This is a genomic window from Stenotrophomonas sp. LM091, from assembly GCF_001806305.1.
Classification (GTDB): domain Bacteria; phylum Pseudomonadota; class Gammaproteobacteria; order Xanthomonadales; family Xanthomonadaceae; genus Stenotrophomonas; species Stenotrophomonas bentonitica_A.
This window is the reverse complement of the sequence record NZ_CP017483.1, coordinates 594,772-607,674: the sequence shown is the minus strand read 5'-3', so window position 1 is coordinate 607,674 and position 12,903 is coordinate 594,772. Positions and strand designations below refer to the sequence as shown.

At 67.1% G+C, this 12,903-nt stretch carries 9 protein-coding genes and 1 pseudogene; 6 read left to right on the top strand and 4 right to left on the bottom strand.

What is annotated here, in order from left to right; genetic code table 11:
* The first annotated feature begins 161 nt into the window (after window positions 1-161).
* From BIZ42_RS02710 to BIZ42_RS02685, 6 genes and pseudogenes are all read left to right on the top strand, one after another.
* Complete coding sequence (locus BIZ42_RS02710) at window positions 162-770, top strand: glutathione peroxidase (protein ID WP_070425478.1); 609 nt, start codon at window positions 162-164, stop codon at window positions 768-770.
* An 84-nt stretch (window positions 771-854) separates the two neighbouring features.
* Entirely contained in the window at window positions 855-1,835 is a 981-nt protein-coding gene (locus BIZ42_RS02705; RefSeq protein ID WP_019185946.1) for an FKBP-type peptidyl-prolyl cis-trans isomerase, read from the top strand.
* Window positions 1,836-1,857: 22 nt separating this feature from the next.
* Window positions 1,858-3,207, top strand: coding sequence for a UDP-glucose/GDP-mannose dehydrogenase family protein (locus BIZ42_RS02700; protein WP_070425477.1), 1,350 nt, complete (start codon window positions 1,858-1,860; stop codon window positions 3,205-3,207).
* Window positions 3,200-3,439 carry a SlyX family protein gene (locus tag BIZ42_RS02695; protein WP_019185948.1) on the top strand — a complete coding sequence of 80 codons (240 nt, stop codon included), beginning with the start codon at window positions 3,200-3,202 and terminating at the stop codon, window positions 3,437-3,439. The genes BIZ42_RS02700 and BIZ42_RS02695 overlap by 8 nt, the downstream gene beginning before the upstream one ends.
* 9 nt (window positions 3,440-3,448) lie before the next feature.
* Window positions 3,449-4,140, top strand: a pseudogene (locus BIZ42_RS02690) (DUF2058 family protein).
* 67 nt (window positions 4,141-4,207) lie between these two features.
* The gene (locus BIZ42_RS02685; RefSeq protein ID WP_070425476.1) at window positions 4,208-6,292 is read left to right on the top strand and encodes an acyltransferase family protein; all 2,085 of its coding nucleotides are present in this window, start codon (window positions 4,208-4,210) and stop codon (window positions 6,290-6,292) included.
* Window positions 6,293-6,308: 16 nt separating this feature from the next.
* Here BIZ42_RS02685 and BIZ42_RS02680 read toward each other — a convergent pair whose 3' ends face one another.
* The 4 genes from BIZ42_RS02680 to BIZ42_RS02665 form a co-directional block, all read right to left on the bottom strand.
* Entirely contained in the window at window positions 6,309-7,679 is a 1,371-nt protein-coding gene (locus BIZ42_RS02680; RefSeq protein ID WP_070425475.1) for an amidohydrolase family protein, read from the bottom strand.
* Window positions 7,680-7,751: 72 nt separating this feature from the next.
* Window positions 7,752-8,957, bottom strand: coding sequence for an MFS transporter (locus tag BIZ42_RS02675; RefSeq protein WP_070425474.1), 1,206 nt, complete (start codon window positions 8,955-8,957; stop codon window positions 7,752-7,754).
* 90 nt (window positions 8,958-9,047) lie between these two features.
* Entirely contained in the window at window positions 9,048-11,789 is a 2,742-nt protein-coding gene (metH, locus tag BIZ42_RS02670; protein ID WP_257785243.1) for a methionine synthase, read from the bottom strand.
* Between the two features lie 6 nt (window positions 11,790-11,795).
* Entirely contained in the window at window positions 11,796-12,902 is a 1,107-nt protein-coding gene (locus BIZ42_RS02665) for a homocysteine S-methyltransferase family protein (protein ID WP_070425472.1), read from the bottom strand.
* Between the last annotated feature and the right edge of the window lies 1 nt (window position 12,903).

Sequence of the window (12,903 nt, the reverse complement as noted above, 5' to 3'; positions counted from 1 at the left end):
CGGGGCCGTGCCCGGCCACGGCGCATTGCGGCGAGGCGTCCTGCCGGCGGACCAACGGCGTCCGGCGGCAAAAACACCGGTGATATAGTGCCCGCCGCCGTCCTGGCCGCCCTCGCCGGGCGCATTCAGGCCTTCGTTCTTCCCCACTCTGGAGTGTCGCGATGCATCACGTGTCTTTGTTGTCGCCCATCCGCTGCGGCCGCATTCCGCGCCGGGCGCGGTGGTCCGTGTTGTTGCTGGCGGCCGGCCTGCTGGTGGGCGCCTCGGCCCAGGCGGCCGATCTGCTGGATGTGAGCTATCGCCCGCTGGCCGGCAAGGGCGAGGTCAATCTGGCCAAGCAGTACGGCGGCAAGGTGCTGCTGGTGGTCAACACCGCCAGCAAGTGCGGATTCACCCCGCAGTACGAAGGCCTGGAAGCGCTGCAGCGAAAGTACGCCGCGCGTGGTTTCTCGGTGCTGGGCTTCCCGTCCAATGACTTCAAGGGCCAGGAGCCGGGTGACGAAGCCCAGATCCAGGAGTTCTGCACGCTGACCTATGGCGTCAAGTTCCCGATGTTCCAGAAGGTGGTCGTCACCGGGCCGGAGGCGACGCCGTTGTATCGCAGCCTGGCCACGGCCACGGGCGTGTCGCCCGGCTGGAACTTCCACAAGTATCTGATCAGCCGCGATGGCCGGGTGGTGGCGCAGTTCCCGAGCAAGGTCACGCCGGACGACCCGAAACTGGTCGCGGCGATCGAACGTGAACTGTCTGTCACGGCCAACAAGCACTGACGATATCGACATCTCGGACGCGCGTGCGACAATGGTTGCTTTCGCGCCGACGTCGGCGTCCAGTCACTTCCAGGAATGCAGCGAATGAAGATGGGAATGCGCGGCGCCGCGGCGTCGGTTCTGATTCTGGCGATGGGTGCCACCGGTACCGCGATGTCGCAACAACCAGCCGCCCGCGCGGCTGTCAAGGAGACTTCCACTTTGAATACCCAACGCGAAAAGCTGGGCTACGCCATCGGTATCGATGTCGCCAATTCGTTCGGTCCGATCTCCAGCGAGATCGACCTGGCCGCCCTGCGCCGCGGCGTGACGAATGCCTTTGAAGGCAAGCAGCCGCTGATCAGCCAGGAAGAGGCCCAGAAGACCGACGCCGCCCTGCGCCAGGCCGTGATGGCCAAGAGCGGCCAGCCGGTTCCGGGCGTTGCCCCGGGCACCGCGCCGCCGAAGGTGGACCGGGAGAAGGTCGGCCTGATGCTGGGCAGCTTCGCCGTGGGCCCGTCGCTGGCGCCGCTGAAGGACGATCTGGACCTGGACGCGCTGTTCGATGCGGTCAGCACCACCTTCAACAACGGCACCCCGAAGATGACCGCCGAGCAGGCCAAGGCCACGCTGGAAGGCTTCATGAAGGGCAAGCAGGCTGAGATGGACGCCAAGTCCGCCGCCCAGGCCGGTACCAACCGCGTGGAAGGCAACAACTTCCTGGCCAAGAACAAGACCGTGCCGGGCGTGGTGACCACCGCCTCGGGCCTGCAGTACCAGGTGCTGCGTCCGGGTTCGGGCGAGCGTCCGATGCCGACCAGCAAGGTGCGCGTGAACTACGAAGGCAAGCTGCTCGACGGCACCGTGTTCGACAGCAGCTACCAGCGCGGCCAGCCGATCGAGTTCGGCCTCGACCAGGTGATCAAGGGCTGGTCCGAAGGCGTGTCGCTGATGCCGACCGGCTCCAAGTACCGCTTCTGGATTCCGGGCGAGCTGGCCTATGGCGAGCAGGGCACCCCGGGTGGTCCGATCGGTCCGAACGCGACGCTGACGTTTGACGTCGAGCTGCTGAACGTTCTGCCGTAACGGATCTGGAGCCCCACCGCCCATGCGCGTTGCGATATTCGGTACCGGCTATGTCGGTCTTGTCACGGGTACCTGCCTGGCCGAGGTTGGCCATCAGGTGATCTGTGTCGACATCGACCAGGCCAAGGTCGACGGGCTCAACAACGGGATCATCCCGATCTATGAGCCCGGCCTGGAGCCGATGGTCAAGGCCAACCACGCTGCGTCGCGGTTGGTCTTCACCTCCGACGCCGCCACCGCGATCGCGCATGGCCAGGTGATCTTCATTGCCGTGGGCACGCCACCGGACGAGGACGGCAGTGCCGACCTGCAGTACGTGCTGGCCGTGGCCCGCACCATCGGCCGGCACATTACCGCGCCGGTGGTGGTGGTGAACAAATCGACCGTGCCGGTAGGCACGGCCGACAACGTCCGTGAGGCCATCGCCCAGGCGCTGGCCGAGCGCGGCGTGGAGATCGCGTTCGACGTGGTCTCCAATCCCGAATTCCTCAAGGAAGGTGACGCGGTCGCCGACTGCATGCGGCCGGACCGCATCGTGGTGGGCGCGTCCAATCCCGACTCGGTGGCGCTGATGCGCCGCCTGTATGCGCCGTTCAACCGCAACCACGACCGCGTGGTGGAGATGGACGTGCGCTCGGCCGAGCTCACCAAGTACGCGGCCAATGCGATGCTGGCGACCAAGATTTCGTTCATGAACGAAATCGCCAACATCGCCGAGAAGGTCGGTGCCGACATCGAGCAGGTCCGACAGGGCATCGGCTCGGATCCGCGCATCGGCTGGCACTTCATCTATCCCGGCGCCGGTTACGGTGGCTCGTGCTTCCCCAAGGATGTGCAGGCCCTGGCCCGGACCGCCCAGCAGTACGGCCATGAGCCCAAGCTGTTGAACGCGGTGGAAGCCGTCAACGAACATCAGAAGGGCCATCTGTACGCGCTGATCCAGCGCCACTACGACCGTGGCGAGGATGAAGGCGTGCGCGGCAAGACCTTCGCGGTGTGGGGCCTGGCTTTCAAGCCGAACACCGATGACATGCGCGAAGCCTCCAGCCGCCGCCTGCTGGCGCAGCTGTGGGAAGCCGGTGCACGGGTGCGCGCCTATGATCCGGAAGCGACCGACGAAGCGCGCCGCATCTTCGGTGAGCGCGATGACCTGGTGTTCTGCGACGATGCCTATGACGCCCTCGACGGCGCCGATGCGCTGGTCGTGGTCACCGAATGGAAGCAGTTCCGCAGTCCGGATTTCATCCGCCTGCGTGAGATGCTCAGCGATGCGGTCGTGTTCGACGGCCGCAATCTGTACGACCCGCAGGAAATCGAAGCCGCGGGCCTGGCTTACTACGGCATTGGCCGGGGACGTTCGTTGAATGCATGAGTCCACACCCTCCGAGCGCGAACAGGCACTGGAAGCACGCCTGATCGAGCTGGAAATGCGCGTCTCCTTCCAGGAGCAGGCGCTGGCCGAACTGAGCGAGGCCCTGGCCGATGCGCGCATGGAAGGCAATCGCAATGCCGACCTGACCCGCATCCTGCTTGAAGACCTCGGCAAGGTCCGCACCGCGCTGTATTCCGATTCGGCCGAAGAGCCGCCGCCTCCGCATTACTGATCTGACGTCATGAGCGATACTCTCCGCGACCAGCTGCTGGGCCTTGGCTTCAAAGCCGCGCCCAAACCCGAACGAACCAACGACCGCAAGCCGGACCGTCGGCCCGATGCGCGCCGCGATGGCCGACCGGCCGGCAAGCCGCAGGGCGCACGCCCGGCCGGCAAGCCCGGCGAGGGCCAGCGGCCCGCGCGTGACGGTGATCGCCGTCCACCGGGCAAGGGCCGTCCTGCCGGCGCCCGCCCCCTCAGGGCGCGCCTGGCAAGCCGCGCTCGCGCGAGGATATCGATCTCGCCAAGGCGTATGCGATCCGTGCGCAGAAGGAAAAGGACGACCGCATCGAGGCCGAGCGCCTGAAGCAGGAAGAGGCGCGTATCCGCCGCGAGGCCAAGGCCAAGCTGGAGGTCCTGCTGGAAGGCAAGTCCCTCAACGCCGAAGCAGCCGACATCGCGCGCCATTTCCCCTATGGCGGCAAGATCAAGCGCATCTATGTGACGGCCGACCAGCTCAAGGCCCTCAATGCCGGCGAGCTCGGTGTGCTGCAGCAGAACGGCCGGTACGTGCTGGTCACTGCCGCCGTACTGGCCGAGGCCGAAGCGGTGTTCGCACCGTCGGTGGCGCTGAAGGTCGATCCGGATGCACCGGCTGGCGAAGATCCGTACGCCGATCCGCAGTACCAGGTGCCGGACGACCTGGTCTGGTAAGCCGACGCCACCATTGTTGAATGCACTGGGCGCCGGCAGGCGCCCGTTGCATGTCAGGAGCAGGGCCATGCAGGAACGCAGTCCCGGGTATTTCCCACACATCGATGGCCTGCGTGCGATCGCAGTGCTGGCGGTCATCCTCTACCACCTCAAGGCCAGCTGGTTGCCCGGCGGCTTCACCGGCGTGGACGTGTTTTTCGTCATCTCCGGCTTCGTGGTCAGTGCCTCGGTGGATCGCCTGCCGGCGGTGGGCGGCTGGGCCGGGCTGGCCCGTTTCTATGCGCGCCGCATGCGCCGCATCGCCCCGGCGCTGGTGGTCTGCCTGCTGTTCACGGCAATGCTCAGTGCGCTGCTGATTCCCGAATCGTGGCTCAGCGAAACCAGCGACAAGACCGGGCGCATGGCCTTCGTCGGGCTGAGTAACTGGGTGCTGGCCAGTACCGGCAACGATTACTTCTCACCGCGCACCGAATTCAACCCGTACACGCACACCTGGTCGTTGGGCGTGGAAGAGCAGTTCTACCTGCTGTTCCCGCTGTTGTTCCTGGCCTGGGCCAAAGGCCCGCGCGGGCGCTGGGTATCGCTGGGGCTGTTCGGCGTGGCGGTCGCGGCATCGCTGGGGTATGCGGTGTTCCGTGCGCGCCAGGGCGGCCATGAGATCGATGCGTTCTATCTGACCACCACGCGGTTCTGGCAGCTGGGCGCTGGCGTGCTGCTGTTCCAGGTGTTGTCGCTCAGCGGCCGGTTCACGCCGCTGACGGCATCGCCGCGCGGCATCAGCTGGCGCTCGCCGCTGCTGCTGCTCAGCGTTGGCGCACTGGGCTATGGGCTGTGGTCCGCGCGTCCGGGCCATTCGCCCTGGATCGACGGGCTTTGGCCGGTGCTGGGCACGCTGGGCCTGCTTGGTCTGCTGCAGCGCGCGCCAGGGGGCTGGATCGGCCGCGCGCTGGCGACCACGCCGATGGTGACGATCGGCCGCCTGTCCTATTCGCTGTACCTGTGGCACTGGCCGGTTTTCGTGCTGTTCCGCTGGACGGTGGGCCTTGAGAAGGTGGCCACCGGCGCGGCCGCACTGCTGTGCGTGGCGCTGCTGTCCTGGCTGTCCTGGCGCTGGGTGGAACAGCCCCTGCGGCATGGCGGACGCTGGCGCATCAGCAACGCACGCTGGGTCGCGGTCGGGGTGGCCGTCCTGGTGCTTGGCGCCGGGCTGCAGACGGCGTTGGTCAAGACCCAGCAGTACACCTCGCTCAGCGTGGTCAGCCGCGCCCCGCTGGACTGGTATCCCTATGCCAAGGGGCTCAAGAAGGAAATCCCGGACTGCCGCGTGCGGGTCAGCAACGTGCCGGTGCAGGGCGGGCAGGCACGCCTGTACGAGCGCGGCCAGTGCCCTGGACGCGCCGCCTCCACGCGCCAGCTGTTCGTGGCCGGTGATTCGCATGCGCTGGCCTACCACGAGATGTTGCAGCGCCTGGCCGTGCTGGATGGCGCAACGATCCGGCTGTACGGCAGCGGGGGCTGCGCGCTGGTCGGGTTGCGTGCCTGGCAGGGCCCCAATCCGGCGTGTGATGCGTATGTGCGCAACGTGCTGGAGGATATCCAGGCCCGTGCGCAGCCGGGCGATGTGGTATTGCTGGCCGGGTTGAGGCTGCCGCGTCTGTCCGAGCAGTACACCGTGTTCGATATCGCGCAGGTGCGTGCCGAACATCTGAGCGCGGCGGCCGATGCCGGTCGCAGGGCCGAGGTCGCGTCCTGGATTGCTCAGCTCACCCCGATGGCTGGGCGCGGCGTGCACATCGTGCTGGAAGCGCCCAAGCCGGTACTGCCCGCGCCGCCGTACCGCTGTTCGGATGTGTTCAACCGGCACAACCCGATCTGCGTCAATGGCATGACTGTGCCGCGCAGCGAGATCGAGCAGCTGCGTGCGCCGGTGCTGGCCGGCCTGCAGCAGGTGGCGGATGCGCTGCCGGGGGCGTCGATCTGGGATCCGATGCCGCTGCTGTGCCCCGGCGAGCAGTGCCTGCCGACCCGCGAGGGCAAGCCGCTGTTCTTCGATGGCGATCATCTCAGCGGCTATGGCAATCGTCTGCTGCTGCCTGATTTCCAGGCCCAGCTGAAGCGCCTGGAGGCGACGGCGCCGGCCGCCGCCCCCTGAATCCCATCGCCCGCGATCAGTCGCGGGCAGCCGTTCCTGCTTCGGCCTCGATCGGGCCGGCGACCTGCTGGCCCGCCTGCCAGACCGCATCGATCCGGCGGCTGTTGCGGATGTCCTCAAGCGGGTTGGCCCCCAGAACCAGCAGATCCGCACGGCGTCCGACCGCGATCCGCCCGCGATCGTCCAGGCCAAGCAGGCGTGCGGCGTCGGCGGTGGCTACCTGCAACGCCTGCGCCGGGGTGAAACCGGCCTGGGTCATCAGCTCCAGCTCGCGATGCTCGGCGACGCCGATCACGCGCTGCGGCATCGCGCCGGCATCGGTACCGAAGCCGATGTTCACGCCGGCCTCGTGCAGCGTTCTCAGGTTACGCAGATTCATGGCCACCGCTGCGCGTGCCTTGGGGATGCCATCGCCCGCCAGCTGCGCCTTCTGCCACTGTGGTTGCTGCCAGCGCTCACGCACGGCTGCCGGCAGGGCGTTGGCCACGAACGGCTGCTGCAGCCACTGCGGGTTCTCTGCGTACAGATAATTCGCCTCGTCGATGTTGACCGTCGGGATGTACCACACGCCCTTGTCGCGCATCGCGCTGACCAGCGCCGGGGCGACCGGCGTATCGCGGATGCCGTGCGCGATGATGTCCACGCCGGCCTCGACCAGATCCGCTGCCGGCGCCTGGTCGTGGATGTGCGCGGCCACCTTGAGCTGGTGCCGGTGCGCCTCATCGATCGCCGCGCGGTAGATCGGCGGCGCCATCATCGGGAAGCGGCCACCGAGGTCGTCCACCCACAGCTTGATCACGTCCACCCCGGCCTGCTGCTGCGCGCGGACCGCGGCGCGGGCCTGGTCGGGCGTGGTCGGGCGTGCCACGGGGTCGTGCTCGAGCCCCATCGTTTTGGCCGGCGGGGCGCCTGCGGCCGCGCCGATGCCGCCACCGGCGCCGTACAGCTGCGCACCGAGCGTGGGTTGGTCACGGACTTCGGCGCGGATCGTGGTGAACGCAGCGCCGTTCATGCCCAGCGCGGTCACCGTGGTGATGCCGTAGCGCTGGAACTGCTGCAGGTCGCGGAGCACGTGATCACGGGTGTAGAAGCGGTCGCCATGCTCCAGGCCGTCGGTATTGCCGACGTGGATGTGGTTGCTGACCAGGCCGGGCAGGATCACCTTGCCCTGGTAGTCGATGCGCTTGGCACCCTTGGCCAGTGCGGGCGGTGGTGGGCCGATGTGCGCGATGCGCTCGTCGCGCAGGGTCAGCGTAGTGATGCCCAGGTCGCGTTCGCCGTCGAACACGCGGGCGTTGTCGAGAATGATCGGGGGAGCTGCGTTCGCGGTGGCACAGGCCGCCACGAGGGCGGTGAACAGGGTCGGCAGGCGAAGGGAACGTCGCATGGGGACTCCGGGGTTGGGGAGTCCCGAGCGTACCGGCACCAACGTGACGGCAGGGCCACGCACGGCGTGGCGCTACACGGGCCCGGGCTTTCGGCGGGCGGCCCGCAACAGCGGCAGGCTGATCGCAAAGAAGCACAGCAGGGCGCCGGCCAGCGCGAATCCGCTGGCCGCCAGGAATGCGGTGCGACCCTGATCGATCGGCCACAGCTGGCCCGCGATCAACGCACCGAGCACACCGCCCACGCCCGAGGAGAAGCCATACAACACGCCCTGGCCGTGCCCATTGAGGCGGCCGGGGAAGTAGGTGGCCAGCATCTGCATCGCAGCGGCGAAGAAGGCCGCAAAGCCCAGTGCATGCGCGGTCTGGGCGACCAGCATCACCGGCAGGTTCTGCGGGAACAGTGCGGTGATCGCCCAGCGCACGGTGGAGCTGAGCAGGGCGATCAGCAGCATCCAGCTAGCGTCATAGCGGCGGAAGAAGCGGCCGATGGTGAAGAACACGCCGACTTCGAACACCACCCCGACCGTCCACAACACGCCCAGCGTGGAAGTCGCGTAGCCGTGGTGGTCCATGTAGACCGAGAAGAACGTGTAATACGGGCCGAACGACAGCTGCTCCATGAAGGCGGCCAGGAAGAATGCCAGTACCTGCGGCTTGCGCACGATCTGCCAGAAACCAGTGGCATCGCCGTCGCTGCGCTGCAGGTTGCGCGCATAGCGGTTGGCGAAGCCCGAGGCCGTGAGCAGGCCGAACAGCGGCAGCATCAGCCACGGCAGCAGGTGTGCATTGCCGGCGCCGCCGTCACCTTCGATGATCCAGCCAAACAGCATCACCACCACGATGAAACCCAGCGAGCCCCACACCCGGATCAGTCCGTAGCGATGGCTGTCGCTGCCCAGGTGGGTCAGCGTAATCGATTCGAATTGCGGCATCACTGCGTTGTAGAAGAAACAGAACGCGATCATCGCCGGGTACAGCCAGGGCTGCGGCAACGGCAGCAGGAAGGCGCAGAACGTCAGCAGGGTGAGCACGCAGCCCAGCCGCAGCCAGAAGATCGGGCGCGGCGACGCGGCGGCAATGGAGGTCCACGTGGTCGGCGCGACGATACGGGTGGCATACCACAGCCCCATCATCACGCTGATCGCGGTGACGCTCATGCCGCGCGAGGTCAGGAACAGCGACCAGTAGGGCGTGAACGCGCCGAGGGCGGCGTAGTAGAACAGGTAGAACGACGACAGACGGACGGCCGGGACGGCGTCGCGGGTGGGGGCGGTCATGCAGGGTCTCGGAGGGCGCGCACCCGCCAACAGTGGGTGCCTACCCGTGCATTATGCCGGTAGCACCCGACCGTGGCTCGGGTGACGCGGTCATTCCGGATCGTAATCCAGGTTCGAGGCCAGCCAGCGTTCGGCCTGCACGCGATCCACGCCCTTGCGCTTGGCATAGTCCACCACCTGCTCGCGCGAGACCCGGCCGACCACGAAATACTGGCTCTGCGGGTGGCTGAAGTAATAGCCCGATACCGCCGCGGTGGGCAGCATCGCAAAGCTCTCGGTCAGCTGCATGTCCGCAGTGCGCTCGGCATCGAGCAAGTGGAACAGCGTGGCCTTCTCGCTGTGCTCCGGGCAGGCCGGATAGCCCGGGGCAGGGCGGATGCCGGTGTACTTCTCGGCGATCAGCGACTCATTGTCCAGCTGCTCATCGGGCTGGTAGCCCCAGTAATCCATGCGTACGTGCTGGTGCAGGCGCTCGGCCAGGGCTTCGGCCAGGCGGTCGGCCAGTGCCTTGAGCAGGATCGCGTTGTAGTCGTCATGGTCGGCCTCGAAACGGGCCACGTGCGGGTCGATGCCGATGCCGGCGGTCACGGCGAACGCGCCGATCCAGTCCTGCTTGCCCGTGTCGGCCGGGGCAATGAAATCGGCCAGGCAGAAGTCCGGGCGCTCGACCGGCTTGTCGACCTGCTGGCGCAGGAAGTGCAGCACGGCCGGGCCGTTGTCGGTGCGCAGGTGCACGTCATCGCCGACGCTGTTGGCCGGCCACAGCCCGAACACCGCCTTGGCGGTCAGCCACTTCTCCTCGACGATGCGGGTGAGCATCGCGCGGGCATCCTGGTACAGATCCGTCGCCTGGGGCCCGACGATCTCGTCGGTCAGGATCGCCGGGAACTTGCCGGCCAGTTCCCAGGCCTGGAAGAACGGGGTCCAGTCGATCACCTCGACCAGGTCGGCCAACGGGTAATCGTCGAGCACATGCAGGCCCGGCCTGCGCGGCGTCGGCGGGGTGTAGTTCGCCCAGTCGCCCATGAAGCGCTGGGCGCGTGCCTTGGCCAGGGGCACCAGGCGCTTGGCATCGCCACGGTTGCGGTGGCGCTGGCGGATGTCGGCGTAGTCGGCCTCGTTGGCGGCCACGAAGGCATCGCGCAGCTCGCGCGAGATCAGCGACTGCGCGACGCCGACCGCGCGCGAAGCATCCTTCACCCACACCGTGGGCGCCTTGTAATGCGGGTCGATCTTCAGCGCCGTGTGCGCACGCGAGGTGGTGGCGCCGCCGATCATCAGCGGCATCGTGAAGCCCTGCCGCTCCATCTCGCGGGCGACGTGGCTCATTTCTTCCAGCGAGGGGGTAATCAGCCCGGACAGCCCGATGATGTCCGCGTTTTCAGCACGCGCGGCGTCGAGGATCTTCTGCGCCGGCACCATCACGCCCAGATCGACCACATCGAAGTTGTTGCAGGCCAGGACCACGCCGACGATGTTCTTGCCGATGTCGTGCACGTCGCCCTTGACCGTGGCCATGATGATCTTGCCGTTGCTCTTGGCGGTGTCGCCACTGCGCGCCTTCTCGGCCTCGATGTAGGGCAGCAGGTAGGCCACCGCCTTTTTCATCACGCGTGCGGACTTGACCACCTGCGGCAGGAACATCTTGCCGGCGCCGAACAGGTCGCCGACGATGTTCATGCCGTCCATCAGCGGCCCCTCGATCACATCCAGCGGCCGCGTCGAGCGCGCACGCGCTTCTTCGGTATCCTGCTCGACCCAGGCGTCCATGCCGTGTACGAGCGCATGCGCAAGGCGGTCGTTGACCGGCTTCTCGCGCCAGGCCAGATCTTCGCCGCGCACTTCGCCTTTCTTGCCTTTGTAGCGCTCGGCGATCTCCAGCAAGCGCTCGGTGCCGTCGCGGCGGCGGTTGAGGATCACATCCTCCACGCGCTCGCGCAGTTCCGGGTCCAGGTCATCGTAGATCGGCATCGCGCCGGCATTGACGATGCCCATGTCCATGCCCGCGCCAATGGCATGGAACAGGAACACGGAGTGGATCGCCTGGCGGACGGTTTCATTGCCGCGGAAGGAGAAGGACACATTGGAGACACCGCCGGAGACATGGCAGTGCGGCAGGGTGCGCTTGATGATGCGGGTGGCTTCGATGAAGTCGACCGCGTAGTTGTCGTGTTCCTCGATACCCGTGGCGACGGCGAAGATGTTCGGGTCGAAGATGATGTCCTGCGGCGGGAAGCCGACCTGTTCGGTCAGGATCCGGTAGGCGCGGGTGCAGATCTCGACCTTGCGTGCGCAGGTATCGGCCTGGCCGTCCTCATCGAAGGCCATCACCACCGCGGCCGCGCCGTAACGCAGCACCTTGCGGGCCTGTTCGATGAACTGCGCTTCGCCTTCCTTGAGCGAGATCGAGTTGACCACGCTCTTGCCCTGCAGGCACTTCAGCCCGGCCTCGATCACGCTCCACTTGGACGAATCGACCATCACCGGAATGCGCGCGATGTCCGGCTCGGACATGATCAGATTCAGATAGCGCGTCATCGCCTTTTCGGAATCGATCAGGCCCTCGTCCATGTTCACATCGAGGATCTGCGCGCCATTGGCGACCTGCTGGCGCGCTACTTCCACCGCCTCCTCGTAACGCTCTTCCTTCACCAGCTTGCGGAACTGCGCACTGCCGGTGACGTTGGTGCGCTCGCCGATGTTGACGAACAGCAGGTCCGGGGTGATGACCAGCGGCTCGAGACCGGACAGGCGGGTGTGGCGGGAAGACGTCATGGGCAGGCTGGCACGGGCTGGCGGAGGAAGGTCAACGACAACGGGAACGGGGAGCAGGTGCGGTCATGCCGCGTCTTCCAGCGGCGGCGCCGGCAGGCGGCGCGGCGGCAGATCGGCCACCGCCTCGGCGATCGCGCGGATGTGCGCCGGAGTAGTGCCGCAGCAGCCGCCCACCAGGTTGAGCAGGCCGGCGCTGGCGAATTCGCGCAGCGTGGTCGCCATTTCTTCCGGGGTTTCGTCGTACTCGCCGAAGGCATTGGGCAGGCCCGCATTCGGGTGTGCACTGACCAGGCACTCGGCCACGGTGGACAGGGTTTCCACGTGGGGGCGCATGTCGCTGGCACCGAGCGCGCAGTTCAGCCCGATCGACAGTGGCCGGCCGTGCGCGACCGAGGCGTAGAACGCCTCTGCCGTCTGCCCGGACAAGGTGCGCCCGGACGCATCGGTGATGGTGCCGGAGATCATCACCGGCAGCCGCCCGCCGCGGGCATCGAAGACCTCTTCGATGGCGAACAGCGCGGCTTTGGCGTTGAGCGTGTCGAAGATGGTTTCCACCATCAGGGTGTCGGCACCGCCGTCGATCAGCCCATCGATGGCCTCGCGGTAGGTCTCGCGCAGCGCATCGAAGCTGGTATTGCGGAAACCCGGATCGTTCACGTCCGGGCTGATCGAGGCGGTGCGGCTGGTCGGGCCGAGCACGCCGATCACGAAGCGCGGTTTGCCCGGCGTGGTCGCCGCTACCGCATCGCAGCAGGCACGCGCTACCGCGGCACCGGCTTTGTTGAGCTCGTAGACCAGATGCTCAAGGTGGTAGTCGGCCTGGCTGACCGAGGTCGCGTTGAACGTGTTGGTCTCCACCAGATCGGCGCCGGCCTCGAGGTATGCGGTGTGGATGTCGCCGATCACCTCCGGGCGGGTCAACAACAGCAGGTCGTTGTTGCCCTTGAGGTCATGGCCCTGTGGGGGCTCGCCGGGTGCGGCATGGTCGCAGCCGGGGCCGTGATGATGGTCGTACCCCCCGGCAAAACGTTCGCCGCGGTAGTCGTCCTCCTCCAGTCCGTGCCGCTGGATCATCGTGCCCATGGCGCCATCGATGATCAGGATGCGCTGGGCCAGCGCCGTTTCCAGCGCATGCACGCGGTCGGGGTGGAGCCAGGGCAGGGATGGCATG

What these genes read in the sequence shown, in the direction of transcription:
- BIZ42_RS02710 (WP_070425478.1), top strand. Translation starts at nt 162, where the DNA reads ATGCATCACGTGTCTTTGTTGTCGCCCATCCGCTGCGGCCGCATTCCG.
- BIZ42_RS02705 (WP_019185946.1), top strand. Translation starts at nt 855, where the DNA reads ATGAAGATGGGAATGCGCGGCGCCGCGGCGTCGGTTCTGATTCTGGCG.
- BIZ42_RS02700 (WP_070425477.1), top strand. Translation starts at nt 1,858, where the DNA reads ATGCGCGTTGCGATATTCGGTACCGGCTATGTCGGTCTTGTCACGGGT.
- BIZ42_RS02695 (WP_019185948.1), top strand. Translation starts at nt 3,200, where the DNA reads ATGCATGAGTCCACACCCTCCGAGCGCGAACAGGCACTGGAAGCACGC.
- BIZ42_RS02685 (WP_070425476.1), top strand. Translation starts at nt 4,208, where the DNA reads ATGCAGGAACGCAGTCCCGGGTATTTCCCACACATCGATGGCCTGCGT.
- BIZ42_RS02680 (WP_070425475.1), bottom strand. Translation starts at nt 7,679, where the DNA reads ATGCGACGTTCCCTTCGCCTGCCGACCCTGTTCACCGCCCTCGTGGCG.
- BIZ42_RS02675 (WP_070425474.1), bottom strand. Translation starts at nt 8,957, where the DNA reads ATGACCGCCCCCACCCGCGACGCCGTCCCGGCCGTCCGTCTGTCGTCG.
- BIZ42_RS02665 (WP_070425472.1), bottom strand. Translation starts at nt 12,902, where the DNA reads ATGCCATCCCTGCCCTGGCTCCACCCCGACCGCGTGCATGCGCTGGAA.